We start from the raw sequence: 25,042 nt of genomic DNA, 5'->3' as shown, positions 1-25,042 counted from the left end.
GCTGATTCAGTACGCCGCGTTCTCGACCGCCTCCGCTGGGGCGTCGCTCGAAACACCGCCGTCGAACACACCGCCGCCGAACACACCGCCGCCGATCGACGAGACACGAAGCTTATCCCGTCCAGCCGACTCGAACCGACAATGACCGATCTCTCCGCCGTCGTCGCTGGTCCCGATCCGGAGGCCCTCGGCGCCGAACTCGAGTCGCTCGACGTGACGGTTTCGCGTATCGACGGCCCCGTCACCGGCGGCACCCTCGACGACGCCGGCATCGACGACGCGGCGCTGTTCGTCCTCACCGACACCGCGGAGGCGACGGGGATCGCCGTCGCGAAGGACCGCAACCCCGACGTACGGGCGGTCGTCTACGCGGCCGAGTCGCTGCCGGAGTTCGCCAAGGGACAGGCCGATCTGGCGGTCGACCCGGAGCTGCTCTCGGCGGCGGTCGTCGCCGACGAACTCGTCGCCGGCGCGTGAGCCCGGATACCGGTCGCCCGCCAGTCACTGGTTGATCGACGCGCGCGAACCGCCGCAACTGACAGATCCCCCTCCATCGGTCGATCCCGTCGGCGGCGTCGAGGCCACACCGCCACCGTCGGTTAATCGGGCTTAATTCGACTTTACAGCGCTTCAAACCCGAGAATCCGAGTTCGCCGTTTACTCCCTTCTTTACCGTGGGGCGACAGGCGACAGTCGTGATGAACGCAAAGAAGCTGCTCGCGGTCGCCCTGGCGACGCTCCTCGTGGGCGCCGGTGTGGGCGCGGCCGCGACGAGTACCGGAACGGGGGCGACGGTCGCCGCGACCGACGCGTCCGTCGACGAGTACGAGACTGACGCCGCGTACGACAACGGGACGGTGACGCTCGCCGTGACCGCGAACGGGAGCGGCGTCGAGGGGCTGTCGATGCTTCGCAACGACACGCTCGTCGGCACCACCGACGCGGACGGCGCGGTCGCGTTCGACGTGAACGCCTCCGACACCGAGGAGGTCGAGCTCGACGTGACCGGGGAGAACGTCTCCGGCGAGATCGTGCTCGCGTTCGAGAACGGCTCCGTGACCGTCGCGGAGGCCGAGTTCGAGGCCGAGACCGACGAGGAGGAGGAAAACGAGACTGACGAGAACGAAACCGACGAGAACGAAACCGATCGGCGCGGCCCCGCGATCGGCCTGCCCGCCGACGCCTCCGACAACGCGAAGGACGTGCTCTCGGCCGTCAACGCGTTCCTGAGCGGCGAGACGAACGCCAGCACGCTCGGCGAGGCAGTCAGCGCTGCCGCCGGAAACGGCCCCGACGGCGAGCGCGGTCCGCCCGCGGACGTCGGTCCCGACGGTGACGACGAGAACGAGACCGACGACGACCGCCGCGGTCCGCCCGAGGACGTCGGGCCGAACGACGACGATGACGAGAACGAGACCGACGACGACGACCGCCGCGGTCCGCCCGAGGACGTCGGGCCGAACGACGACGATGACGACGAAGAGGAAGACGAGGACGATGAGGACGACGAGGAGGAAGACGACGAGGACGATGACGACGATGCCCGCGGCAACAACGGCAACGGGAACGGCAACGACCGATAAGCGGGAGTTTCAGAGCACGCTGCAGTAATCGGCGCTCGACCGACGCGCTCTGCGGCGAGCGCGTTCCGAACGACGACCGCGCTGACGGGGGGTTCCTTCGGGGACCGGCCAAGGCGCGATTGGGAACTCGCCGGCCACGCGCCGGCACGACTGACACACGCGACTGGGGGTCCCCGTACCCCCGGACCAGGGGTGAGAGAGGCACGACGGGACGGTCGACGACCACGGTCGACCCCGCCGGGTCGACCGCGGTCGGATCGCCGATCCGCGGCGACGCCGCGACGCCGTCGAACGAGACGGCTCCTCGCGAGCGCGGCGTCGCCCGGAGCGCTTCGCCACTATGCGCTCCAGATCGCTTTTACTGTCCGAACGAAACGACACCACATGGCACTCGATCTCCTCGCGGACGCGCTCGACGACCTCGACCCCGGCGACGGAGCCGTCGAGACCGCCGAGCTCGTCGTCGCCGACGACGTGCTCGTGAAACTGTTCGCGCTCGGCCCCGGCGCCGAACTGGACCCCCACGAGCACGCCGACAGCACGAACGTCTTCCACGTCCTCGACGGCGAGGTAACGGTCGTCCGCGACGACGAGGCGGAGGCGGTCGCCGCGCCGGGAGTCGTGCTCCACGAGCGCGGCGGCGTACACGGCGCGCGAAACGAGACCGACGAGGTAGTCGCGTTCACCGCGAGCCTCTGTCCGCTCCCCGGCAGCGGCTGAACGGTCGAAAAACGCGTCCGCTGTTCGCGACCGTAGCCGGTGTCCTCGGCAGCGTCAGGTGCAGCAAGTCGCCCTAGTTGACAGCATGTACGTCGGTCTCGATACCGCTGAGGGGCGCGGTCGCTCCCGAAACAGGGACTGCCGAAAAACGGCGTCGGCGACGTTACTCGACGAGAACGGCGTTGACCTGGCCCGTCTGGCCCGGTCGGGAGGTGACGCGCGCCTCGCCCTCGCTGGTGGCGATGACGGCGCCCTTCGTGATGATGTTCCGGCGGACGTAGTTCACGTTCGAGGGGTTCTCCTCGACGTTCTCGATCTCGGCCTCGACGGTCTCGTCGCCGGTGGCGACCTGCGCGACGTCCGTCGAGAGCGCGCGGATCTTCTCGTTCGTTCCGCGCGAGTCGATGACGCGGAACCGGGGCTCGCCGACCGTCGTCTCGGCGGGTTCGCGGCCGAGTTCGTGTCGCTTCTTGTTACTGGAGGGGCGTCGCCGGCCGCCGGTCCGCTTCCGCTTCCTGCGTCCGCTCTGGTCTTTCATGGCAGATGAAACCCCGTGCGGCTACTTGAATCGCTCGAATCGAACCTCACGGCTCCTCGCGGCCGTCCGCGGCGACGAAGCGTCGTTCGGCTCGCCGTCGTCCGTCCCGGTCCCCGCCCGCTACCGTTCGTCGGCGTCCTCGACGCCGGTGTCGGTTATCCGGAAGCGTGCCGACTCGCCCGCCGGCTGCGAGCGGTGTTTCTCCAGCGTCGCCCGACGGTTGCCGCCGCGGAAGCGCTCCAGCCGGAGAACGACGCCCGTCCAGTGTTCGAGGGTGTTACCGCCCAGTGGACGGTCACGATCGGCGTCGGGGTCGGTGAACACCTGGTTCGTGATCACTACCGCGAGGTCGTGCTTGCGCGCCAGCGACAGCAGGTGGGTGACGTGGCGCGCGACCTCCCGCACGGACTCGCCGCCGCGGGAGTCCTCCGTGCGCTCCAGCCGGTAGAACCCGGTCGCGGAGTCGAGGACGATCAGGTCGACGCCGTCGGCCAGTTCCGAGGCGTCCTTCACCGCTTCCCCCTGCTCCGCGAAGCTCATCGCCTCGCTCACGACCAGCCTGCCGGCGACCTGCTCGACCGGCTCGTCGGAGCGTGCCTGTGCGATGTCGCGAAAGCGGGTCATCGAGAGGTCCTCGGTGTCGATGTAGAGAACCGAGCCGCCGGCGGCGGCGACCTCGACGGCCGCCGTCAGCGTGAGGTTCGTCTTCCCCGACGCCGGCGGGCCGTACAGCTGGGTGACGACGCCGCGCTCGATGCCGCCGCCCAGGAGGTCGTCGACGGCGTCACTGCCGGTCGTGAGGAACTCGGACACGGACAGTCGTGGGTCGTCACCACGCAAAAACCTCCCGAGTGCGGGGCGGACCGCGGTCAGTCGTCGCCGGGGGAGCCGCGCCGGTCGGCGACGTACTCGAAGCCGTCGCCGTCCGCCATCGCGACGTCGGAGTCGCCCGCGTCGTCGTCGCCGATCTCGACGGCGACCCCAACGTCGTCGGCGGCCTGGGAGACGGCTCCGGCGTTCGCGTCGTCGGAGACGTCGAAGCGGGCGACGACCTCGCGGAGCTCCTCGACACGGTCGGAGAGCGTCTCGGCGGACTCGCTCACCTCGGCGACGGCGGCCGTCTGTTCCTCGGCCGACGCGGCGGCGCTGTCGACGTCGGTGCTGGTGCGCTCGCCGATCTCCGCCACCTCCTCGGCCATCGTCACGACCTCCTCGGTGGTCGCCGCCTGGTCGTCGGTGGCCGCGTCGATCGACTCGACGCCGTCGTTCGCGTCGTCGATCCGTTCGCCGACCGTCTCCACGGCGTCGAGCGCCTCCTCGACGACCTCGACGCCGTCGTCGACGACCTCCTCGGTCGCCGCCATGTCGTCGGCGGCCGCCGTCGACGCCTCCCGCAGCGTCTCGATCCGGGCGGCGATCTCGTCGGTCGCGTCGCTCGTCTCCTCGGCGAGCGCCTTCACCTCGTCGGCGACGACCGCGAAGCCGTCGCCCTCCTCGCCGGCCCTGGCGGCCTCGATCGACGCGTTGAGCGCGAGGAGGTTGGTCTGCTCGGCGATCCCGTCGATCAGGTCGACCACCTCGGTGATCTCGTCCATCTCGTCGGCGACGCGGTCCACCTCGTCGGCGGTCCGATCGGTTCGATCCGCGACCGCGGTGAACGCCTCGAGCGCGTCCTCCGCAGCGTCGCCCGCCTCGTCGGCGCTGTCGGCGGCCTCCGCCGACAGCGAGGACACGTCGGCGGCGGTCGCGGCGATCTCCTCGACGGTCGCCGAGAGGCCGCTCATCTCGCCGCGGACCTCGTCCAGCCGCTCGGCCTGCTCGTCGCTGGCGTCGGCGACGTCGGTCATCGCGCGGCTGACCGAGGCGCTCGCGTCCTCGATCTGGTCGGCGCCGGCCGCGACGGCCACGGCGCGGTCGTCGGTCTCGTCGGCGAACGCGCGAACCGTGCCGACGGTGTCCTCGAGATCGTCGACCATCCGGTTGAACGCGCGGGCGATCTCCTCGAGCGCATCGTTGTCCGCGTCCTCGTCGAGCCTGACCGTGAGGTCGCCGTCGGCACACCGCGCCATCGCGTCGCCGTACTCGCTCGCGCGGCGCTCCAGGGACTCGGCCAGCGCCTCCGCCTCCGCCTTCGCGTCGGCCGCCCGTTCGCGTTCCGTTCGCGCCTGCTCGATCCGATCGGACAGGTCGTCGCGCATGTCGCCGAAGGAGCCGTACAGCGTGCCGATCTCGTCGACCCGGCTCGTCGAAACGGACACGTCGAGATCGCCAGCCCCCAGCGCTCTGGCGCGGTCGCTGAGGTCGTCGAGCGCGTCGCCGGTCGGCTTGGCGATGAGCACGCCCGCGACCACGAACCCGGCGAGGGCGGTGGCGACAAGCAGGAGAATGTTCTGTCGGACCCCGTCGGCGACCGCGTACGCCCCGTCGGCCGGGACGTGCACGGCCATCACCCACGACGTACCCGGGACGCGGGCGTACGAGACGACGAGGTCGCGGTTCAGCGCGTCCTCGACCGCGGCGTCCTCGGTGACGACGTCGTTGCCGTCGAGCGCGTACTGGAACGAGTCGCCGGTGGCGCCGAGGTACGACTGGCTGATCGCGTCGGAGTCGTCCGCCATCACCACGATGCCGTTGCGGTCGACGACGCGGACGAACCCGCCCTCGACGGGCGTGGACAATCCCTCGCCGATCGTCCGAGTGTCGGCGACGAGCACCACCGCGCGATCGGGCGCGGAGGGGACCGCGCTGACGAACCCGATCATCGGCCCGTCGTTCGTTCGGTACACGGAGGACGTGGCCGTCCGGTCCGCGGAGGCTGGGATCACGGCCGGCGCCCACGCCAGCGACGCCTCCGCGAGCGACGCGCCCTCGATCTCCGAGTCGCTGGACGCGAGCACGGTCTCCTCCTCCGTGTCGACGTAGTGGATCGAGTGGACGTCGTTCGGGAGGGCCCGAAGCTCCGTGGTGAACACCGGTCGGAGCGCCGCGGTGTTCCCCTCGCGCACGTCCTGGTACTCGGAGATCATCCGCACGGCCGTGCTCCGCTCGCTCAACCACTCGGAGAGCCCGTCAGCCTGCGACGCAGTCACCGTCGTCAGGTCGTTCCTGACGTTCTCCTGAAGGTCCGCAGTCGTCGAAGAGACGGCGTACGCGCCGACGCCTCCGGTCGCGAGGATCAACACGAACAACACCGTCGCGAACTTGCGAACGATCCCGCGACGTATCACGTCCGGAACCAGGCGTGCACCTATCGAACGCTCGGAACCGCTAGTCATACTGGTTCGACCTTTCTGATCCCATGGTTAACAGTGGCCCCGCAGGTATCACAGGGGAGAATCAGTCGCGGTGGTCGACAGCGGAGACACCGAACCGGCGGCGCCGTCGTCAACCCATCAACGTCAGTGTCAAGCCCTCGAACGCCGTACGGGGGAGCGAGTGATCGTAGTCGTCACCGAGGATTTCGCCCTGTATCACGCCGCAGTCGCCGAGCTCCGCGAGCGCGGCGCGACGTTCACCACCCGCGAGCCCGACGCCGACCTGCCCGAACGCGCGACGGTCGTCATCTCGGCGCCACACGACGGCCTGAGCGTCGGCGACGAGCCGGTCGAACACGTCACTACGACCGCCGACAGCGTCCGCGAGGGCGTCGAGGAGGCCCTCGGCGGGCTCCGCGGGGGCGACGGCCGGACCGTCGTCGGCGTCGACCCGGGCGAGCGGCCGGGGATCGCGGTGCTGTCGGGCGGGACCGTGGTCGCCGCGTACCACGTCCCGCTGAGCGACGCCGTCGACACCGTCCTCGCGGAAGTCGACGACGAGCCGGATCCGCTGGTCCGCGTGGGCGATGGTGACCGCCTTCGGAGCGCACGGATCGTGAACGAACTGGCCGAAATCCCCGTCGAACTCGTCGACGAGTCCGGAACGACGCCGACGCTCGGCCGTGGCGCCGGCGGGAAGGGGATGGCCGACGTGCTCGCCGCGGTCAACATCGCCCGCATGGAAGGGGAGCCGGTCGACACGCGCGCGGTCGAGCCGACAGCCGGGGAGATCCAGCGGATCAAAAACGAGTCGCGCGACCGATCGGCGGGCGATCTCACCGTGGGCGAGGAGTTGGCTCGCGAGGTCGCCCGCGGCGAGTTGACGATCGCGGAGGCCATCGCCGAACAGCGCGACGGCTGACTGGCAGCGAACAGCGAGACGCCCGCCCGTCACCGTACCGGGCGACGCCCGACCGCCGACGGGCGGAGCTGAAGGGGTAGCGACTCAGTCCAGACCGACGAAGACAGTCTTCACCCGCACGCCACACGCAGGGCAGCATAGCGTCTGCCACGCGTCGGGGTCGAGACCGCCCATCGTCCGGGTTCGCGTCGCCTCGGACGTCCGGAACCCCGTCCCGCAGTCGTCGCACGTGTAGCGGCTCCCGTCGCTCATCGCTCCGTGGTGTCGTCGGTCGAGCGGGCCTCCGTCGCGTCCGTCGCCTCCGTCGCGTCGTTGCCCAGTCGCTCGCCCACGTTCGCCTCCGCACGCCGGAGCGCCTCGCGCACCGGGACGCCGGCCTCGCGCGCCGCCGCCGCGGCGTCGTCGTACTCGGCGCTCACGTCGTACACCTCTCCGTCGGCGTCGCTGGCGACCTTCACCGGGATCTCGTAGGCGACGCCGTCATCGCCGAGCGCGACGGCGGCCGTCTCGAAGCGCCGGTCGGCGACCCACCGGTGGTTCGCCCCGCCCTCGCGAACGCCGAGCGTGCCGGTCTCCTCGGCGAGGCGGCGGGCGACGCGGTCGGCGTCCCCGGGCCGGCAGATCACCTTCACGAGGTGGCCGGGGCGCGACTTCTTCATCGTCGCCGGAAGGATCGACACGTCGCGGGCGCCGGCGTCGGCGAGCGTCTCCTGCAGGCCCCCGAGCACCTCCGGCGACGCGTCGTCGAGGTTCGTCTCCAGCACTGCCACGTCGTCGCGGACGAGTCCGCCGCGCTCGGCCTCGCCGACGACCGCTCGGAGGACGTTCGGCCGGTCGGGGAACGTCCACCCGCCGGCGCCGTACCCCGACGCCTCGACTCGAAGCGAGGGGAGTCGCTCGACGCCCTCCGCGAAGCGTGCGAGGATCGCCGCGCCCGTCGGCGTGAGCAACTCGGCATCGACGGGGCCGCCGCGCAGCGACCAGTCGGCGCGCTCGGCGATCTCGACGACTGCGGGCACCGGAACCGGGTAGACGCCGTGGCTGAAGTCGACCTCGCCGCCGCCCGTCGAAAGCGGGGTCGTCACGACGCGGTCGGCGTCGAGGTCGTCGAACAGCAGGCACGCGCCGACCACGTCCGCGATGGCGTCGTCTGCGCCGACCTCGTGGAAGTGTGTCCCCTCCAGATCCGTGCCGTGGACCGACGACTCGGCCTCCCCGAGGATCTCGAACGTCGCGAGCGCGTCCGTCCGGACCTGCCCCGGGAGGTCCATCCCCTCGACGACCTCGACGACCCCGGCGTACGTGCGCTGGGGACCGTGCCCCTCCGCGTTGTGATCGTGGTCGTGGCCGTGGTCGTGGTCGTCGCCGTCGTGGCTATGGTCGCGATGATCGTTATCGTGGCCGTTGTCAGCTCCGCCGTCGTGATCGTCGTCGTTGCCGAGGTGGCGGACCCGAGCGCGGGTGCTCGCGATACCGTTTCGTTCGGTCGCTCCGAACTCGTAGCGGACCGGCAGTGCGTCTTCCACGGGCGCCAACACGTCCGGGTCGGCCCCGGCGGCGACGAGCGCGCCGAGGATCATGTCGCCGGCGGCGCCCATCCGCCCGTCGAAGGCGATGGTTTGCATGGTCGACCGATCGCCCCGCGGCGTGAAGTCGCTACCGCCACGGCGCCGTGGGCACCGCGGTCGTCCCGCCGATCGCGCCCCCGATTCGGTCGCCATCGGCGGTGGTGTTTTCAGGCCGGGCCCCGTATCGTGCGATAGATTAGCACGTCTTGCGTCCCCGACGCCAGCTCGGAATTCCCACGTTCCGGCGCCACGGCGAGCAACGGAGCGCTTAACAGCCGTCCGAACGGACGTGTCTCGAACGAACATCGGTCAACCCCATCATGAATGAAGTCCAACTCGAAGTCGCGAAGGCGTACCCGAACGACTCCGGCCGGGGGATCGCCCGCCTCGACCCGGACACCCTGCTGCACCTGAAGCTCTCTCCGGGCGACATCATCGAGATCGAGGGGGCGGAAACCACCGCCGCGAAGGTGTGGCGCGCCGACCGGCAGGACTGGAACACCGACACCGTCCGCATCGACGGGTTCACGCGCCAGAACGCCGACGTCGGCATCGGCGAACGCGTCACGATCCGGAAGGCCGAGGCGAAGAAGGCCGAGAAACTGACGCTCGCGCCGCCCGAGGAGGCGTCGGTGCAGTTCGGCTCCGACGCCGCCGGCATGGTGAAACGCCAGATCCTCAAGCGCCCGGTCGTCGAGCGCGACATCGTCCCCGTGATGTCCTCCACGAACCACCCGTTCATGCGCTCGCCGGGACAGGCGATCCCGCTCATCGCCGTCGACACCGAGCCCGAGGGCGTCTGTCTCATCACCGAGGACACCGAGGTCGAACTCCGCGAGGAGCCGATCTCGGGGTTCGAGAAGACCGGCGGCGGCATCACCTACGAGGACATCGGCGGCCTCCAGTCGGAGATCCAGCGCGTCCGCGAAATGGTCGAACTGCCGATGAAACACCCCCAGATATTCAAGAAGCTGGGGATCGAGCCGCCGCAGGGTGTCCTCCTGCACGGCCCGCCCGGCACCGGGAAGACGCTGCTGGCGAAGGCCGTCGCCAACGAGACCTCCGCGAGCTTCTTCTCCATCGCCGGCCCCGAGATCATCTCCAAGTACTACGGAGAGTCCGAACAACAGCTCCGGGAGATCTTCGAGGACGCGAAAGACGAGAGTCCCAGCATCATCTTCATCGACGAGCTGGACTCCATCGCGCCCAAACGCGAGGACGTGACCGGCGAGGTCGAGCGCCGCGTCGTCGCCCAGCTCCTCACGATGATGGACGGACTGGAGACGCGCGGACAGGTGATCGTCATCGCCGCGACGAACCGCGTCGACAGCGTCGACCCCGCCCTTCGCCGCCCCGGTCGCTTCGACCGCGAGATCGAGATCGGCGTCCCCGACGAGGTCGGCCGCAAGGAGATCCTCCAGATCCACACCCGCGGCATGCCGCTGTCGGACGACGTCGGCCTCGACCGCCTGGCCGACGAGACCCACGGCTTCGTCGGCGCCGACATCGAGAACCTCACGAAGGAGGCGGCGATGAAGGCCCTGCGGCGCTACCTCCCGGAGATCGACCTCGACGAGGAGGACATCCCGCCGAGCCTCATCGACCGGATGATCGTCAAGCGCGACGACTTCCAGGGCGCGCTTTCCGAGGTTGAGCCCTCGGCGATGCGGGAGGTGCTCGTCGAACTCCCGAAGGTCACGTGGGAGGACGTCGGCGGCCTGGACGAGGCCCAACAGCAGGTGAAGGAGGCGGTCGAGTGGCCGCTGCGGACGCCCGAGAAGTTCGAGCGGATGGGTGTCGAGGCCCCGAAGGGGGTGCTCCTGTACGGCCCGCCCGGCACCGGGAAGACGCTGATGGCGAAGGCCGTCGCCAACGAGACGAACGCGAACTTCATCTCGGTGCGGGGGCCGCAGCTGCTCTCGAAGTGGGTCGGCGAATCCGAGAAGGCGATCCGCCAGACGTTCCGTAAGGCCCGGCAGGTGGCCCCGACGATCGTCTTCTTCGACGAGCTCGACTCGCTGGCACCCAGCAGGGGCCAGGACATGGGGAACAACGTCTCCGAGCGCGTCGTCAACCAGCTCCTGACCGAACTCGACGGCCTCGAGGAGATGGAGAACGTGATGGTGATCGGCGCGACGAACCGGCCCGATATGATCGACCCGGCGCTCATCCGCTCGGGGCGGTTCGACCGCCTCGTGATGATCGGCCAGCCCGACGAGGAGGGCCGCGAGCAGATCCTCAAGATCCACACCGACGACACGCCCCTGAGCGCCGACGTGAGCCTGCGCGAACTCGCCGAGCGCACCGAGGGCTACGTCGGATCCGATCTGGAGTCGGTCGGCCGCGAGGCGGCCATCCAGGCGCTCCGCGAGGACGACGACGCCGAGGAGGTGAACATGCGCCACTTCGAGCAGGCGATGGAGACTGTCCGACCGACGATCTCCGACGAGATCATGAGCTACTACGCCGACATCGAAGAGCAGTTCAAGGGCGGCGGCACCGACAGCCTCCGCACCGACCGCGGCGGGCGGGTCGGCTTCCAATAAAAAACTTCTTTTCGTCTCGGGTTCCCGCAGCGGGCGGCGAAGCCGCCCGCGAGGACATGCCCCCCGCAAAAGAGGTCGGTCAGTAGATGAGCTCGTCGTCGTTCTCGACCATGTACAGCGTCCGGGCGGCGATGTTGACCGCGTGGTCGCCGACGCGTTCGAGGTCGCGGATCGTGAGCAGGAGCCGGGAGACGTCCGCCATCATGTCGTCGATGTCCTGCTCGGTGACGCCCTCCCGTTCGAGGAGTTCCCGCATGACCGCGGCGCTCGCGTCCTCGCACAGTCGGTCCACGTCGTCGTCGGCCTCGGCGACCTCGTAGCAGGCGTCGACGTCTTCCTCGGCGTAGGCGGTCATGGCGTCGTCGAGCATCTCCAGGGTCGCCTCGCCGATGCGCTGGGCGTCCACGTCGGGGAACACGTCGCGCTCGGCCTGGAGGCTGTACTCGCCGAGGTTGGTCGCGAGGTCGCCGATGCGCTCGAGGTCCGTAATGATCTTGAACGTCGCCGCGATGAACCGCAGGTCGCCCGCGACCGGCTGCTGGAGCGCGAGGAGATCGACGCAGTCCTGCTCAAGTTCGAGGTACAGCTGGTTCACTTCCGCGTCCTCATCGATGACCCGCTGAGCGAGCTCCTCGTCTTTCGTATCGAGAGCGTCCATCCCCATGCGAAGACGCTCGGCGACGATCTCGCTCATGTAGAGCACGTCCTCGCGGAGCTCCTCGAGGCGTTCCTGATACTGTTTCCGTGCCATACTCACGAGTCCCTCGGCGCAGGTCGTAAGGGTTTGTGTTCGTGGGCTGGTTCGTGTATAGAGCTCACCGCAGCGCTCCAGAGCGGTTCCGAGCGGTCCCGAGCACGACCCCGCCATCCGGAATCCGTTCCGCCCCGTCGCCGCCGACGTTATGCCGGCGTCGCACTTACGATCGCCGTGTACCGCCGATATCTCCTGATCGCGGGTGCCGCGGCGCTGGCCGGCTGTTCGTCCGCGGGGAGCGATACCGGCGGCCGGACGGTCAACCCCGCGTTGCGGGCGACGCCGACGACCTCGCCGACCCCGACGCCCGAGCCGACCGCCTACGGCGCCGGCGACGCCGATGCGCTCGACCGCCCCCGCTCGGTGGTCGTCTCGAACCGGCTCGTCAGGTCCGAGTGGATCACGCTTCAGGTCACGGAGGGCGAAACGGACGTGCTCGCACGGACGGTCCGTGTTCCCCCGGCCGGTCGAACCGTCCTCCCGGACGTGCTGGGTGCCGCGCGCCCGTACACCGTGTCGGTTCGGACGGCCGACAACCGCCGGCGGACGATCGACTGGGCGCCCGGGCCCGGCGGCGACGACCTGGGGATCGACCTCGACGGCGGCGTGAGCGTCCGCGACGTCTACCCGCAGTCGGCGGCGCCGTCGTTCGTCGAGGGGGCGACCGGCGGGCTCGTGGCGTCCGCGAGCGGAACCGCCGCCGCCGTGCTCGTCGTCGACGCGCCAACCGACGGCGGGCGCCTTCGGATCACCGCCTCGGACGGCGACGGCGCCGCGGGCGTTGACCTCCGCGTGCCGTCCGGGTCGCGCATCCCGGTTCCGTTGTCGGTGCCACAGGACCGGATCTCCGTCTCCGTCGAGACGGACGCGGGCGACGACCGCCGCGGGTGGCGTCCGGTCGAGGACGGTCCGCTGTACTGTCTGCTCGGCGGAGGCCCCCGACTGGTGTGTGACCTCCTGGTCCGCGACGTGCTCGTCGAGAACCCGACTGACTCCGACGCCACCGTCGGCGTGGCCGTCGACGCCGACGGGGAGCGAGTGCTCGACCGGACCGTCTACCCGGCCGCGAACGCGACTGTTCGGGTACAGACGACAGTCCCGCCCGCGGGGGCGTTCACCGTCACGGCGACCCGCGGCAACGGGAGAGAGCCGGTCCGGCGGTCGCTCGCGCGCTGCCCCGCCCGCGGGCCGCTCGTCGTCCGCCTCGAAGACGACGGCGACGTCGAGATCGGAGCGCGAGCCGTCGATAGCGATCGCTGAACGGCGTGACGGTCGGAGAACAGTGTGATAGAAGTGGGGAACGGACGACGGAGAACAGACACCGGACCGCAGCCGGCCGGGGAACCGACCCGGACGGCGTTACCCGAACTTGCCGGTGATGTAGTCCTCGACACGCTGGGAGTCGGGGTTCTCGAAGATCTTGTCGGTGTCGTCGAACTCGACCAGCTCGCCGCCGGTGAGGAACACCGCCGTCTTGTCGGAGATACGGGCCGCCTGCTGCATGTTGTGGGTGACGATGACGACCGTGTACTCCTCGGCGAGGTCGTCGATGAGGTCCTCGATCTTCGAGGTCGCCACCGGGTCCAGCGCCGAGGCCGGCTCGTCCATCAGGATGACCTCCGGGTCGGGCGCGATGGCCCGTGCGATACAGAGTCGCTGCTGTTGGCCGCCCGAGAGATCCAGTCCGGATTCGTCGAGTTGGTCGTTCACCTCGTCCCACAGCGCCGCGCGCTTGAGCGACTCCTCGACGATCTGGTCGTAGTCGCCCTCCTTGTTCTGGATCTCCAGGCCGTAGGCGACGTTGTCGTAGATCGACTTGGGGAACGGGTTGGGCTTCTGGAACACCATCCCGACGCGACGCCGGAGGGCGACCGGGTCCACATCGTCGTCGTAGACGTTTTTCCCCCGCAGGAAGAGGTCGCCCTCGACTCTGGCGGCGTCGATCATGTCGTTCATCCGGTTGATGCACCGGAGGAACGTCGACTTGCCACAGCCGGAGGGCCCGATCATCGCGGTGACTCGCTTTTCGGGGATCTCCATCGTGATATCGTTGAGCGCGCGATCGTCGTTGTAGTAGACGCTCACGTTCCGCGCCTCAACGAGCGTTTCCGCCGCCCGCGCGTGGTTGTTGTCACTCACGCTCTCGCTGACGTCCGTCGTGATCGACATCTCCGTCGACGGGTCACTTGCGGTCGTTTCGCCGCCGTCGGGCTCGATTCCGTCGTCCGCCGGTCCGTGTCCGTCAGTCATGATTGTGGATTACTGCTCACTCTGATACTTGTTTCGCAGGACGATCGCGATGGAGTTCATCGCCAGCAGGACGCTCACGAGCACCACGACGCCCGCGGGGACGGCCTTCGTGTAGAAGTCCTCGCTCGCGAACAGGCTCGACCACGCGAACACCTGTAGCGGCATGGCGCTCACCTTCGAGGTGAAGCCGGTGGGCAGCGAGAACAGGACGCTCGGCGCCCCGATCATGATGAGCGGGGCCGTCTCGCCGATCGCCCGGCCGAGCGCGAGGATCGTCCCGGTGAGGATCCCCGGGAACGCCCGCGGGAGCACGACGCGCCGGACGGTCTGCCACTTCGTCGCTCCCATCCCGTAGGACGCCTGCCGCATCTCGTTGGGGACGCTCCGGATCGCCTCCCGCGAGGAGATGATGACGATCGGGAGGATGAGCAGCGCGAGCGTCGCGCCGCCGATGAGAACGGTTCCCGTCGATCGCCCGAGGTACGTGACGAACACACCCAGTCCGAGCAGTCCGTACACGACCGATGGCACGCCGGCGAGGTTCGAGATGTTCACGTCGATGATCCGCGTGAGTCGGTTGTCGGGGGCGTACTCCTCGAGATACACCGCCGCGCCGACGCCGAGCGGGAACGACAGGAGCGCGACCGTGACCATCAGCAGGATGGACCCACCGATCGCGGGATACAGTCCGGCGTCGATGGCGTTTCGACTGTGCGCGCTCGTGAGGAACTGCCAGTCGACCCACGACTGCGGTCCGGCGAACCCGAGGGCGCCGACGGCGACCTCGCCGACGAGGGCGCCGCCGATGACGACCGCGGGGACGAGCAGGCCGATCCGGTGGCGGGGCTGAGCGGCCACGGTTCCGGCCGCGTACGCGACCATCGGGACGCCCGCGATCGACGCGAGCACCACGGCGGGAACGGGTGTGACGCCCACCGCGGGACCGATCGCGCCGCTTGCACCGATGGCAGCCAGCGCGCCGGCCCCCGCGAACAGTCCGGCACGCGGGTCGCGAACCCGGGCGGCGTACACGCCGACGAGGGCGGCGACGCCGAGTCCGAGTGTCGCGGTGAGGGACATCCAGCCCAGCGGGATCGTCGGGAGCGACTGAACCAACGCGGGCACTCCGGGCACGATCGTGGGGAGCCCCGCGACCGCGCCGACGGGGCCCGGGAGGCCGAACAGCGAGACGTAGAACGCGAGCGTCGTCGCGCCCACCCGGGAGAGGAACGGGATCCGCCGTGCCCGCCGTTGCAGCGCGAGCACGAGGGCGAACGGCAGCGCCAGCGCGACCGCGTACGCGAGGAAGGCGAACGGCGAGAGGATGTCGACGAAGATCATCCCGACGCCGCCGGCGAACATGAGCGTCACGACGGTCATTCCGACCGTCATGGCCCCGAAGCGGAGCGCGTCCGTGTCGCGTCGGTAGAGGTACGCGCCGACGCCGAGCGTCGGGAGCACGAGCGTGAGGAGGAACGTGAGGTGCCAGCCTGGGTCGGCGGTGAGCGGCCGGATGGCGTCGTTGGCGACGTACACCAGCAGGGCGCCGAGCACGACGATCCCGAACAGCGTCGCCGCCAGCAGGACGTAGTTGAAAACGGCCCCGACGGTCTTGTTTACGGTTCCGAAACTCTCGATGTCGCCGCCGCGTGTGTCGGTGGCCATCTCAGTACTCCTCGCGGTACCGCTGTGCGATCAGGTCGCTGATGACGTTCATGACGAGCGTGATGACGAACAGCGTCAGCCCGATGGCGAAGAGGCTCCGGTACGCGAGTCCGCCGCCGGTGATGTCGCCCAACAACAGTTGGACCATCGCCGCGGTCATCGGGAGCGCTCCCTCCTGATACGCCGTCGGATCGATCGGATTCAGGAACTGCGCCTGCGACCCGGCGGCGATGGTGACGGCCATCGTCTCGCCGATGGCCCGCGAGAGCGCGAGGATGAACGACGAGAAGATACCCGACAACGCCGCCGGAACGACGATGCCGGTCGACACGTCGAACTTCGTCGCGCCCATCCCGTACCCCGCTTGCCGGAGTTCGTCGGGGACCGCCGACATCGCGTCCTCGCTGATCGACGCGACCATCGGGATGATCATGATGCCGACGACGATGCTGGCCGAGAGGAGATTGAACGTCCCCGTCCCCGGGAGCACCGTCTGGATCGCGGGGGTGATGTAGATGAGCGCGAAGAAGCCGTAGACGACCGTCGGGATGCCGGCGAGCACCTCCAGCGCCGGCTTCAGGAACGCGCGGTGGCGCTCGGCGGCGTACTCGCTGAGGTAGATGGCCGTCGCGACGCCCAGCGGGAGCGCGATGATCGCCGAGCCGATGGTGATCATCAGCGTCGCCGAGACGAGCGCGAGCACGCCGAACTGCCGGTTCCCGATCTCCCAGGTCGTCCCGGTGAGGAAGTCGACGACGGAGGCCGTCGGTCCCTGGACGCCCAGCAACGGCGCGGTGAGCGTGAAGAACTTGGCCGCCTCGGTGACGAGGAGGACGACGATGCTCACCGTGGTAACGATCGAGAGCACCGCACACACGAAGAAGAACGACCGCGTCAACAGCTCCGCAGGGGCGTTCTGTGTGTCCCGGGTAAGGTCCTCCGTGATGTCGTCGGTGCTCATTCAGTTGGTGGTTGTGTGGGGTAGTGAAAAATTTCTCCGTTCGGCCGTCCGTGGCCTCGGTGACAGGTCTAGGCGTTCGCTTCCTCGATCGCGGCCTCCAGCGTCTCCAACTGCTCGGCCTGCTGCTCGTCTGTCAGCGGAACGTAGCCGACGTCCTCTGCGACGAGTTCCTCGTTGGTCGTGTTCTCGACGAAGTACCGGGCGAACTCGGCGATGTGGTCCTCCGCCAGCGCCGACCGCTTCGGGTAGGTGAACAGCGGGCGCGACAGCGGGGTGTACTCGCCGGTCCGCGCGGTTTCGAGCGACGGCTCGACGGGCCCGTCGCCGTCGTCGATGGCGACCGCCTTCACCGCGTCGGTGTTCGCGCTGTAGTAGGCGAATCCGAGGTAGCCGACGGCGTACTGCGAGCCCTGCACACCCTGAATGATCGTCCGGTCCTGCTCGGTGGCGGAGTAGTCCTGACGGTGGCCCGGACCCTCCTCCCCGATGACCGCCTCGATGAAGTAGTCGTACGTCCCCGAGGCGTCGGAGGGACCGAACAGTTCGATCTCCTCGTCGGGCCAGTCGGAGTTGACGTCGCTCCACGTCTCGGGCTGCGTCTCGGCGGACCACAGCGTCCGGAGCTCCTCGACGGTCATCGAGTCGATGAAGTCGGCCTCGTTGTTCACGATGACCGTCAGCGCGTCCGTCGCGACCGTCAGCTCGACCGGAACGATGTCGTTGTCGGCACACGCCTCCTCCTCCTCGGGCTGGATCGGCCGGGAGGCGTTGTTGAAGTCCGTCTCGCCGGGACAGAAGAAGTTCGCGAACCCGCCGCCCGAGCCCGTCGACTGGACGTTGATGTCGACCTCGGAGTGGTCCTGCTGGAACGTCTCGGCGATCGCCGTCGCCAGCGGGAACACCGTCGAGGACCCCGCGATGTCGATGTCGCCCGAGAGCTGGTCCGAGCCGTCGGAATCGCCGCTGGATCCCCCCGAGTCGGGGTTGCTCGTGCAACCGGCCAGCCCGAGGACGCCCGCCGTTCCCGCAGCAGTCATGAAGGCACGCCGCGTCGCGGATTCGGAGTGATCCGTCATCACTCGATCGGAGCCGCGAGATACGTAAGTACCCTACTATGAGAAATATATAGATATACTGTGAGAACGTGTGTGTATCGGCCGGTGTTCGGATTCCGCTTGCAGAAACTCCATATAACGGGTATTTGCCGTCTAAGGCGGTTTAATAGCTATTCAGTACTCTACCGAGTTTTCGGATCGACGTTCCATAGCCGGAGGGTTCGGACGCCAGTGGATGCGGAACCCCGACCAATATATAGAACACCGGTGGATTTAATTCGCGGACGGACGCACGCTCCCACGATGGTCGAGACACGGAAGGTGCAGGTGACCGGCGGGTCGACGTACACCGTGTCCATTCCGAAAGAATGGGCGACGGACAACGGCGTGAGCGCGGGCACCGAGGTCGAGTTCCACCCGGAGGGCGACTCCCTGTTTCTCACCCCGGTGAGCGAGGAGGGGCGTACCGAGGGGACGCTCGACATCGGCGAACTGGAGGGGGACCAGCTCACGCGTGCGGTGATGACGATGTACGTCTCCGGGTTCGACATCATCGCGCTGGAGGCGCCCCGGATCACCAACGACCAGCGACGCACCATCCGCGACTCCGTCCAGAGCCTCGTCGGGCTGGAGGTACTGGAGGAGACCCGCGACCGCGTCGTCATCCGGGATCTACTCGACTCCTCGGAGCTGTCGATCCACAACGCGGTGACGCGGATGCGGCTCATCGCCGTCTCCATGCTGGAGGACGCGGTGGACGCGCTCACAACCGGCGACGAGGACATGGCGATGGACGTGATCCAGCGCGACGACGACGTCGACCGCCTGTACATGGTGGTCTCACGTATCTTCCGGTCGACGCTTCGGACCCCGAAGGCCGCCGAGGACATCGGCCTCTCGCGGGAGGTGTGCTTCGACTACCACTCCAGCGCGCGCCAGCTCGAGCGCGTCGCCGACCACGCGACGAAGATCGCCCACCTCACCCTGGAGCTGCTGGGGAGCGAGGCGGCCGACGCCGTGGGCGGCGAGGTTCCCGCGCCGGAGAACGGCGTCGACGAGGTGCTCCCGGCGGAGTTCAACGAGGCGCTCCTGGCGCTCGATGAGGACGCGCGCGAGGTCGTCGACCGCGCGATGGAGGCGCTGTTCGCCGGCGACAGCGCCGAGGCGACCGAGCTGGCGAACGAGGCTCGCGGCGCCGTGCTCGGTGTCGACCAGCGGGCACGCGAGATCGACGAACTCCTGCGCGAGCTGGACCCCGCCCGGGCACAGCTGCTCGGGCTCATCGTCGACTCTGTGTCCCGCTCGGCCGACTACGGCGGCAACATCGCCGAGACCGCCCTCCAGAAGGCCGCGCCGACGCCGTAGCGCGGCGGTCGGCTCCGGTCGTCGTCTTCAGTCGTCGTCTTCAGTCGTCGACTCCAGTCGTTCCCCTACCTCACTTACCGCTCGTAGCCGGCGAGCGCGTCGAACACGTCGTCGCCGTCGGCGATCGCCTCGCGCAGCCGCGCCACGCCGGGCTTGTCGACGCGTGCGGGGTTCGCGTGGACCCGGACCGGCTCGGTTCCGAGCTGGACGAAGCCCGTTTCGAGCCGTTCGGCCGTCGCTCGCAGCCCCAGCCCCGCGTCCGCGTCGCCCGCGAGCACGCGCCGCGCGGGCGACTCGTGGGATCGAACGGCCCTGTCGAAGCCTTCGATCGCCTCGGTCACCTCCCGGCGGGTCGTTCCGCGCTCGTCGGCCAGCTCCGCCAGCGCGTTCGCGAGGGTCGTCCGCAAGCCCGCGTTCGAGTCCCGGTTCACGAATCGGAGGTCCCGGTCCACCAGGTCGGCCAGCCCCGTCACGTCGTCCGGGTTGCCGGCGGGCACGATCAGCCCCCACTCGCGCGTCCACTCGCCGATCATCTCGGCCGGGACCGGCTCGTCGTCGGCGGTCGGGTCCGGCGCGGCGACCGGCTCGCGGCCGGGCTCGCCCGCGACGACCGCGGCGTCGGGGACGCCGTCGCGGAGGCGACGCAGCCCCTCCCGCGAGCCGAGCGCGAGGTGTCGCGGGCGGTCGACGCGGTCGAGCAGTCGGGAGAGCGCGGGGTCGTCCTCGCCGACGGCGAACAGCGTCGGCGCGCGCACGTCGGGCGAGAACAGCTGCACCTCGACGGACTCGCCCGCCGCGAGGTACTCGGTGTCGGGGTCGACGACGACGACGCCGTCGGCCTCGACGAGGCTCGTCGTCGCGCCCGAGCCCTTGTCGACGGGGTAGACGAGGGTCTCGGCGTCGCCGGGTCCGCCGGTTCCACCGGCTCCGGCCGGGCCTGTCGGCCCGCTCTCCACGAGTCCGGCCGGCATGAGCCGCATCCGTCCCTCGGAGTAGCGCTCCTCGACGGCCATCCGGCCGGTCACGGTTGCGGTCCGCGGCTCCGGCTTCCCGGCGGCCTCGCGCACCGCGGGGGCGACGAACGTTCGGAAGATGGTCAGCGCGGAGACTGGATAGCCCGGGAGGCCGACGTACGCGGAGTCCGTCAGTCGCCCGACGAGCATCGGCTTGCCGGGCTTGACCGAGACGCCGTGGAGCAGGAGGTCGCCGCGCTCCTCGATCACCCGGTAGATCACGTCGACCGCGGAGGCCGAGGTCGAGCCCGACGACAGCACCAGGTCGCACTCCTCGCTGGCCTCGACGAGCAGGCGCTCCATCTCGTCGTAGTCGTCGCCCGCATGGGGGTACAGCACGGCCTCGCCGCCGGCCTCCTCGACCCCGGCGGCGATCGTGTAGCTGTTCACGTCGTAGATCTGCCCGCGCTCGCTGTGTAAGTCGCCGCCGGGGCGAACGAGTTCGTCGCCGGTAGAGACGATCCCGACCGTCGGCGTCCCGCGGACGGGCACCTCGTCGACCCCCAGCGCCGACAGCAGGCCGATCTCGCGGGGCGTGATCTCCGTCCCCGGACCGAGCGCCCGGCCGCCGGCCGCGATGTCGGCGCCCGCGAACATGACGTGGTCGCCCGGGGCGACGGAGGTACGGATCTCGACGGCGTCCACGTCGCCGTCCTCGTCGACCACCTCGCTGGTCCGTTCGACCATCACGACCGCGTCGGCGCCGTCGGGCATCACGGCGCCCGTGGAGATCTCCGCGCAGGTGCCCGGCTCGACGGTTACGTCGGGCTCGGCGCCGGCGTGAACCGCGCCCACCAGCTCCAGCGTCGCGGGGTCGACCTCGTCGGCGCCGAACGTGTCGCGCGCGCGGACCGCGTAGCCGTCCATCGACGCGCGGTCGAACCCCGGCACGTCCAACTCGGCGTCGATCCGCTCGGCGAGCACGCGGCCGCGTGCCTCGCGAAGCGGGACGGTCTCGGGCTCGGGCGCCAGATCCAGCGAGGCGATGGCCTCGTGGGCCTCCGCGGGCTCCGCGAGGTCGCGGAACTCCCGTCGGTCGCTCATTCGGTCACCTCCCACAGCTCCACGTCGACAGTCTCGCCGGCGTCGAGCCCCTCGCGGGACTCGGGGACGACGACCCAGCCGTCGGCGAGCGCGACCGACGAGAGCATCCCCGACCCGGACGCGCGCGTCGGCGTCGCCTCGACGGTGGGGCTGTCCCCGCCGTCCGCGTCGCCGGCGGCCCCGTCCTCGTCCGTCGCCGGGTCCAGTTTCACCCGCGCGAACGTCCGCACGCCGGGCTCGGAGGAGACCTTCCGGGTCAGCGTCGCCCGACGCGTCGGGTGCGGGTCGTGCGGGAGCGAGCCGATCTCGCGGATCACGGGACGGAGGAACTGCACGGCGTTGACGATGCACGCGACCGGATAGCCCGGCAGCATGATCACCGGCGTCTCCTCGACGGCCCCGAGCGCGACGGGGTGCCCCGGCTTGAGGGCGACGCCGTGGACCAGCACCTCGCCGATCTCGTCGATCACCTCGGGGATCAGGTCCCGCTCGCCGACGGAGGAGCCGCCGGTCGTGACGACCACATCGTGGTCGAGGTCGCGCTCGACCGCCTCGCGGAGCGCGTCCTCGTCGTCGGTGACGATGTCGCGATAGGTGGCGTCGCCGCCCCAGCGCTCGACGAGCCGGGAGACGGTGAGCCCGTTCGTCTCGATCACCTCGCCGGGGTCGGGGTCGGCCTGCACCAGCTCCTCCCCGGTCGGGATCACCGAGACGCAGGGGCGCTCGGCGACCTCGACCTCGTCGATGCCGACGGACTTCAGGAGGCCGAGATCCGACGGCCGGAGGCGATGCGGCGGCTCGTACAGCGTCTGTCCCTCGGCGACGTCCTCCCCCGTCGGGCCGACGTTCTCGCCCTCGGCGACGGCGTCGAACACCTCGACCTCGTCGCCCACCTCGGTGACCTGCTCGATCTTGACCACCGCGTCCGCGCCCGGCGGGAGTTCGCTTCCCGTGTGGACCCGGACCGCTTCCTCCGGGCCGACGGCTCCCTCCTCGGCGAACAGCACCGACGGCGAGCGCGCGGCGGCGCCGAACGTGTCCGCAGCGCGGACGGCCCACCCGTCCATCGCGGCGCGGTCGTACCCCGGTACCGGCGTCGGCGCCGTCGTCTCGTCGGCGACGGCTCGCCCGTCGGCGGCCGTCAGCGACACCGTCTCCGTCCGGCCGTGTGGGGTGGCCGCCGCGAGGAGACGCTCGCGAGCGTCGACGACCCGGGTCCGATCCTTGAACCCGGCGCGTGTGCGGTCGTGACTCATACCCACCCCTTACGCGTCCGGAGTAAAAAGGCCGCCAGTCGGGGACCCGCCCCACGGTCGACGAACCCACTCTCGGCGCGTCGGGATCAGTCCATGGGTGCGTCGTGATCAGTTCCCGCGACCGTGCCGCGACCGACCGCCGCGACGAGCGAGCGCACGCACGATCCGGCTCCCCACCGCCCGGGCGGTCGCCACCGGACGGAACGTCACGGGCGTCTCCTCGCGGGCGTCCGGCGGGACCCGGGCGTCGAGCGACACGACCGCCGCGTTCGGCTCGACGCGAGCCCCGACCCCCGCCGCCGCGGCGGCGGCCGCCGGCGACTCGCGCTCGGCGTCATCGGTTCCCTCGGTCATGTCCGAGCGAACCGGGCGCACACATAAAAACACCACGGGAGAGACACACATGCACAGCCCCCGCCGTCACCGCGGCATTTTTCGACTCGCCGCCCCTTGGCTCGACCATGTCGAAACTACGCGAGGCGCTTCGGGACCTCCCCGAGCCGGTGTTCGCCGACCTGTTGGAGAGTGACGACGCGTATCTCCTCGTGATCGACCTGCCCGGTGCCGGCGCGGAGACCACGGACGTGAGCGTCGAGCGGGGTCGGCTCGCCCTCGAGGCCCGGCGCGAGAAGGCGCCCGATCGCGAGTTCAGCTACGTCGAGGAGGACCGCCCGCTGTTCCTCGACGCCGAGATCCCGCTGCCCCCGGATGCGACCCACGAGGGGAGCGAGGCGGAGATGGAGCGGGGCGTGCTCTCGGTTCGGCTCCCCAAGCGGGCCGCCGCCCCCGAACACGAGATCACCGTCACGGACGCGGACGCGTAACCTGGGTGGTGACGCTGGTTTCACTGCGCGCGTACCGACGGTTCCCCCTCGTCGTCTATCGGTTCCTGCCGCTGATCTGGGCGATCCTTCGCGACCGGAAGCGGTTCATCGTCGTCGGCGGGTCCCGGACGGTGACCCGCGAGATGCGGCTTCGGCGGGCGGAGGTGCTGCTGGACACGCTCCTCACGCTCGGGCCGACGTTCATCAAGCTCGGACAGATCCTCTCGACCCGGCCGGACGTGCTCCCGGCGTCGTACATCGAGGTGCTGTCCTCGCTGCAGGACGACGTGCCGCCGGCGCCGTGGTCGGAATCGCGGCTCGTCATCGAGGACGAACTCGGTCCCGTCGAGGAGGTGTTCGACGAGTTCGACACCGAGCCCATCTCGGGCGCCAGCCTCGGGCAGGTGTACGTCGCCACCTACGACGGACAGGAGGTCGCGGTGAAGGTCCGCCGGCCCGGGATCGAGGAGCTGGTGGAGGCCGACCTCCGCATCATCAAGTGGTCGGTGCCGCTCCTCTCGCGGTTCGTCGGCCAGGGGCAGGCGTTCTCGCTGGACAACCTCGCCGAGGAGTTCGACAAGACGATCCACCAAGAGATGAACTACACGCGCGAGCAGCGCGTGCTCCGGGAGATCCGGGCGAACTTCGAGGACAGCGATCGGCTCGTGATCCCCGAGCCCGTCGCCGCCGCGTCGGGACCGCGCGTGCTCACGATGGAGTACCTGCCCGGCACGAAGATCTCCGACACCGCCGAGCTCGACGCGATGGGAGTCGACCGCACCGAGCTGGCGACGACCCTCCAGCGCGCCTACCTCCAGATGATCGCCGAGGACGGCGTCTTCCATGCGGACCCCCACCCGGGCAACCTCTCGGTCACTCCGGAGGGACAGATCATCTTCTACGACTTCGGGATGTCGGGTCGCGTCGACCCGTTCATCCAGGAGAAGATCATCGACTTCTACATCGCCGTCGCGAACCAGGACATCGACGGCATCCTCGACTCGCTCGTCGAGATGGGAACGCTGTCGCCGGAGGCGGACCGACAGGTGATGGCCGACGTGATGGAACTGGCCATCGCCGACGTTCGCGGCGAGGACATCGAGCAGTACCGCGTCCAGCAGGTGATCGAGCAGGTGGAGTCGACGATCTACGACTTCCCGCTGCGGCTCCCCCAGAACATGGCGCTCGTCCTCCGGGTGGCGACGGTCGTCGAGGGGGTCTGCGTCACCCTCGACCCGAACTTCGACTTCATCGAGGTCGCGACCGAGTACCTCTCGGAGGAGGGGTACCTGGAGGACACGGCCCGCCGGCTCGCGGGCGATGCAGCGACACAGACGCGCGACACCGCGCGCGCGCTGTTCACGGTCCCGCCGAAGCTCGACGACGTACTCGACACCGTCCAGCGCGAGGACCTCGCGGTCAACGTCACCCTGGAGGACGGCAACCACGTCCTCGATCGGCTCGCCAAGCGGATCGCTTACTCCGTGCTCACCGCGGTCGGCGGGCTCTCGGCGGCGATCATCTACTCGTTCGGGTCGAGCACGCTCGACGTGTACCTCTCGATCGGGATCGTCGTGGCCACGCTGCCGATGGTGTTCTTCCTGTACCGCTCGTTCACGAAGGAGAAGGGCGGGATCAAGGCCCAGCCACAGTTCACCCGGCAGAGCATGCGGGAACGCCAGTCCGCGGAGGGCGGTGACGACGGATCGGGCGCCGCCGGCGCG

Annotated in this window: 21 protein-coding genes and 1 pseudogene; 9 read left to right on the top strand and 13 right to left on the bottom strand. The window is 69.6% G+C overall.

Going from position 1 to position 25,042, the window contains the following annotated elements; all coding sequences use genetic code 11:
* The first annotated feature begins 141 nt into the window (after positions 1-141).
* From K6T25_RS09525 to K6T25_RS09515, 3 genes are all read left to right on the top strand, one after another.
* Positions 142-477: a DUF7126 family protein gene (locus K6T25_RS09525; protein ID WP_222913538.1), complete on the top strand. Its 336-nt coding sequence runs from the start codon at positions 142-144 to the stop codon at positions 475-477.
* A 221-nt stretch (positions 478-698) separates the two neighbouring features.
* Positions 699-1,583, top strand: a complete 885-nt coding sequence (locus K6T25_RS09520; RefSeq protein ID WP_222913536.1) for a hypothetical protein — start codon at positions 699-701, stop codon at positions 1,581-1,583.
* Positions 1,584-1,967: 384 nt separating this feature from the next.
* The gene (locus K6T25_RS09515) at positions 1,968-2,303 is read left to right on the top strand and encodes a cupin domain-containing protein (protein ID WP_222913534.1); all 336 of its coding nucleotides are present in this window, start codon (positions 1,968-1,970) and stop codon (positions 2,301-2,303) included.
* Between the two features lie 163 nt (positions 2,304-2,466).
* Here K6T25_RS09515 and K6T25_RS09510 read toward each other — a convergent pair whose 3' ends face one another.
* The 3 genes from K6T25_RS09510 to K6T25_RS09500 form a co-directional block, all read right to left on the bottom strand.
* Positions 2,467-2,841 (bottom strand): 30S ribosomal protein S8e, encoded by a 375-nt coding sequence (locus K6T25_RS09510; RefSeq protein ID WP_222913532.1) that lies wholly within the window; start codon positions 2,839-2,841, stop codon positions 2,467-2,469.
* Between the two features lie 120 nt (positions 2,842-2,961).
* Entirely contained in the window at positions 2,962-3,654 is a 693-nt protein-coding gene (radB, locus tag K6T25_RS09505) for a DNA repair and recombination protein RadB (protein WP_222913530.1), read from the bottom strand.
* A gap of 56 nt (positions 3,655-3,710) precedes the next feature.
* A complete protein-coding gene (locus tag K6T25_RS09500) occupies positions 3,711-6,116 on the bottom strand; it encodes a methyl-accepting chemotaxis protein (protein ID WP_222913528.1) in 2,406 nt (801 codons plus the stop codon).
* A gap of 160 nt (positions 6,117-6,276) precedes the next feature.
* Here K6T25_RS09500 and K6T25_RS09495 point away from each other — a divergent pair, with 160 nt between their 5' ends.
* Positions 6,277-7,017, top strand: coding sequence for a RuvC family protein (locus K6T25_RS09495; RefSeq protein ID WP_222913526.1), 741 nt, complete (start codon positions 6,277-6,279; stop codon positions 7,015-7,017).
* A gap of 84 nt (positions 7,018-7,101) precedes the next feature.
* Here the strand turns inward: K6T25_RS09495 and K6T25_RS09490 are convergent, their stop codons facing one another.
* Complete coding sequence (locus K6T25_RS09490) at positions 7,102-7,269, bottom strand: hypothetical protein (protein ID WP_222913523.1); 168 nt, start codon at positions 7,267-7,269, stop codon at positions 7,102-7,104.
* Positions 7,266-8,642 (bottom strand): nickel pincer cofactor biosynthesis protein LarC, encoded by a 1,377-nt coding sequence (larC, locus tag K6T25_RS09485; RefSeq protein ID WP_222913521.1) that lies wholly within the window; start codon positions 8,640-8,642, stop codon positions 7,266-7,268. Before larC ends, K6T25_RS09490 begins: the two co-directional genes overlap by 4 nt.
* A 263-nt stretch (positions 8,643-8,905) precedes the next feature.
* On the opposite strand from larC, the gene K6T25_RS09480 reads away from it, so the two are divergent.
* Positions 8,906-11,131: a CDC48 family AAA ATPase gene (locus tag K6T25_RS09480; RefSeq protein ID WP_222913519.1), complete on the top strand. Its 2,226-nt coding sequence runs from the start codon at positions 8,906-8,908 to the stop codon at positions 11,129-11,131.
* A gap of 79 nt (positions 11,132-11,210) precedes the next feature.
* On the opposite strand, the gene phoU is transcribed toward K6T25_RS09480, so the two are convergent.
* Positions 11,211-11,882: a phosphate signaling complex protein PhoU gene (gene phoU / locus K6T25_RS09475; protein WP_222913517.1), complete on the bottom strand. Its 672-nt coding sequence runs from the start codon at positions 11,880-11,882 to the stop codon at positions 11,211-11,213.
* A gap of 177 nt (positions 11,883-12,059) precedes the next feature.
* Here phoU and K6T25_RS09470 point away from each other — a divergent pair, with 177 nt between their 5' ends.
* Entirely contained in the window at positions 12,060-13,145 is a 1,086-nt protein-coding gene (locus tag K6T25_RS09470; RefSeq protein WP_222913515.1) for an Ig-like domain-containing protein, read from the top strand.
* Positions 13,146-13,244: 99 nt separating this feature from the next.
* On the opposite strand, the gene pstB is transcribed toward K6T25_RS09470, so the two are convergent.
* The 4 genes from pstB to K6T25_RS09450 all read right to left on the bottom strand — a co-directional run bounded on the left by pstB (position 13,245) and on the right by K6T25_RS09450 (position 17,837).
* The gene (gene pstB, locus K6T25_RS09465; RefSeq protein ID WP_225917846.1) at positions 13,245-14,054 is read right to left on the bottom strand and encodes a phosphate ABC transporter ATP-binding protein PstB; all 810 of its coding nucleotides are present in this window, start codon (positions 14,052-14,054) and stop codon (positions 13,245-13,247) included.
* Between the two features lie 90 nt (positions 14,055-14,144).
* Positions 14,145-15,800, bottom strand: coding sequence for a phosphate ABC transporter permease PstA (pstA, locus tag K6T25_RS09460; RefSeq protein ID WP_222913510.1), 1,656 nt, complete (start codon positions 15,798-15,800; stop codon positions 14,145-14,147).
* Position 15,801: 1 nt separating this feature from the next.
* On the bottom strand, positions 15,802-16,761 hold the full coding sequence (pstC, locus tag K6T25_RS09455) for a phosphate ABC transporter permease subunit PstC (RefSeq protein ID WP_222913508.1): 960 nt from the start codon (positions 16,759-16,761) through the stop codon (positions 15,802-15,804).
* A gap of 68 nt (positions 16,762-16,829) precedes the next feature.
* On the bottom strand, positions 16,830-17,837 hold the full coding sequence (locus K6T25_RS09450; protein WP_222913506.1) for a PstS family phosphate ABC transporter substrate-binding protein: 1,008 nt from the start codon (positions 17,835-17,837) through the stop codon (positions 16,830-16,832).
* A gap of 282 nt (positions 17,838-18,119) precedes the next feature.
* Here K6T25_RS09450 and K6T25_RS09445 point away from each other — a divergent pair, with 282 nt between their 5' ends.
* The gene (locus tag K6T25_RS09445; RefSeq protein ID WP_222913504.1) at positions 18,120-19,181 is read left to right on the top strand and encodes a phosphate uptake regulator PhoU; all 1,062 of its coding nucleotides are present in this window, start codon (positions 18,120-18,122) and stop codon (positions 19,179-19,181) included.
* Between the two features lie 74 nt (positions 19,182-19,255).
* On the opposite strand, the gene K6T25_RS09440 is transcribed toward K6T25_RS09445, so the two are convergent.
* From K6T25_RS09440 to K6T25_RS09430, 3 genes are all read right to left on the bottom strand, one after another.
* The gene (locus tag K6T25_RS09440) at positions 19,256-21,238 is read right to left on the bottom strand and encodes a molybdopterin biosynthesis protein (protein ID WP_222913501.1); all 1,983 of its coding nucleotides are present in this window, start codon (positions 21,236-21,238) and stop codon (positions 19,256-19,258) included.
* Positions 21,235-22,494, bottom strand: a complete 1,260-nt coding sequence (locus K6T25_RS09435; protein ID WP_222913499.1) for a molybdopterin molybdotransferase MoeA — start codon at positions 22,492-22,494, stop codon at positions 21,235-21,237. The genes K6T25_RS09440 and K6T25_RS09435 overlap by 4 nt, the downstream gene beginning before the upstream one ends.
* A gap of 108 nt (positions 22,495-22,602) precedes the next feature.
* Positions 22,603-22,848, bottom strand: coding sequence for a hypothetical protein (locus K6T25_RS09430; RefSeq protein ID WP_222913497.1), 246 nt, complete (start codon positions 22,846-22,848; stop codon positions 22,603-22,605).
* Between the two features lie 107 nt (positions 22,849-22,955).
* Here K6T25_RS09430 and K6T25_RS09425 point away from each other — a divergent pair, with 107 nt between their 5' ends.
* Together K6T25_RS09425 and K6T25_RS09420 are read left to right on the top strand one after the other, a co-directional pair.
* The gene (locus K6T25_RS09425; protein WP_222913495.1) at positions 22,956-23,318 is read left to right on the top strand and encodes an Hsp20/alpha crystallin family protein; all 363 of its coding nucleotides are present in this window, start codon (positions 22,956-22,958) and stop codon (positions 23,316-23,318) included.
* Positions 23,319-23,323: 5 nt separating this feature from the next.
* A pseudogene (locus K6T25_RS09420) lies at positions 23,324-25,000 on the top strand (ABC1 kinase family protein); the annotation flags it as partial.
* Positions 25,001-25,042 lie beyond the last annotated feature (42 nt).

Origin of the sequence: Halobaculum rubrum, from assembly GCF_019880225.1 — an archaeon.
Lineage (GTDB): Archaea > Halobacteriota > Halobacteria > Halobacteriales > Haloferacaceae > Halobaculum > Halobaculum rubrum.
Note: the sequence above shows the minus strand (reverse complement) of the source record. Positions and strands in the feature narration are given on the sequence as shown.

What these genes read in the sequence shown, in the direction of transcription:
- K6T25_RS09445 (WP_222913504.1), top strand. Translation starts at nt 18,120, where the DNA reads ATGGTCGAGACACGGAAGGTGCAGGTGACCGGCGGGTCGACGTACACC.
- K6T25_RS09440 (WP_222913501.1), bottom strand. Translation starts at nt 21,238, where the DNA reads ATGAGCGACCGACGGGAGTTCCGCGACCTCGCGGAGCCCGCGGAGGCC.
- K6T25_RS09425 (WP_222913495.1), top strand. Translation starts at nt 22,956, where the DNA reads ATGTCGAAACTACGCGAGGCGCTTCGGGACCTCCCCGAGCCGGTGTTC.
- K6T25_RS09450 (WP_222913506.1), bottom strand. Translation starts at nt 17,837, where the DNA reads ATGACGGATCACTCCGAATCCGCGACGCGGCGTGCCTTCATGACTGCT.
- K6T25_RS09435 (WP_222913499.1), bottom strand. Translation starts at nt 22,494, where the DNA reads ATGAGTCACGACCGCACACGCGCCGGGTTCAAGGATCGGACCCGGGTC.
- K6T25_RS09480 (WP_222913519.1), top strand. Translation starts at nt 8,906, where the DNA reads ATGAATGAAGTCCAACTCGAAGTCGCGAAGGCGTACCCGAACGACTCC.
- pstC (WP_222913508.1), bottom strand. Translation starts at nt 16,761, where the DNA reads ATGAGCACCGACGACATCACGGAGGACCTTACCCGGGACACACAGAAC.
- K6T25_RS09500 (WP_222913528.1), bottom strand. Translation starts at nt 6,116, where the DNA reads ATGACTAGCGGTTCCGAGCGTTCGATAGGTGCACGCCTGGTTCCGGAC.
- K6T25_RS09490 (WP_222913523.1), bottom strand. Translation starts at nt 7,269, where the DNA reads ATGAGCGACGGGAGCCGCTACACGTGCGACGACTGCGGGACGGGGTTC.
- K6T25_RS09525 (WP_222913538.1), top strand. Translation starts at nt 142, where the DNA reads ATGACCGATCTCTCCGCCGTCGTCGCTGGTCCCGATCCGGAGGCCCTC.
- K6T25_RS09515 (WP_222913534.1), top strand. Translation starts at nt 1,968, where the DNA reads ATGGCACTCGATCTCCTCGCGGACGCGCTCGACGACCTCGACCCCGGC.
- K6T25_RS09430 (WP_222913497.1), bottom strand. Translation starts at nt 22,848, where the DNA reads ATGACCGAGGGAACCGATGACGCCGAGCGCGAGTCGCCGGCGGCCGCC.
- K6T25_RS09520 (WP_222913536.1), top strand. Translation starts at nt 699, where the DNA reads ATGAACGCAAAGAAGCTGCTCGCGGTCGCCCTGGCGACGCTCCTCGTG.
- pstB (WP_225917846.1), bottom strand. Translation starts at nt 14,054, where the DNA reads ATGTCGATCACGACGGACGTCAGCGAGAGCGTGAGTGACAACAACCAC.
- pstA (WP_222913510.1), bottom strand. Translation starts at nt 15,800, where the DNA reads ATGGCCACCGACACACGCGGCGGCGACATCGAGAGTTTCGGAACCGTA.
- larC (WP_222913521.1), bottom strand. Translation starts at nt 8,642, where the DNA reads ATGCAAACCATCGCCTTCGACGGGCGGATGGGCGCCGCCGGCGACATG.
- K6T25_RS09510 (WP_222913532.1), bottom strand. Translation starts at nt 2,841, where the DNA reads ATGAAAGACCAGAGCGGACGCAGGAAGCGGAAGCGGACCGGCGGCCGG.
- phoU (WP_222913517.1), bottom strand. Translation starts at nt 11,882, where the DNA reads ATGGCACGGAAACAGTATCAGGAACGCCTCGAGGAGCTCCGCGAGGAC.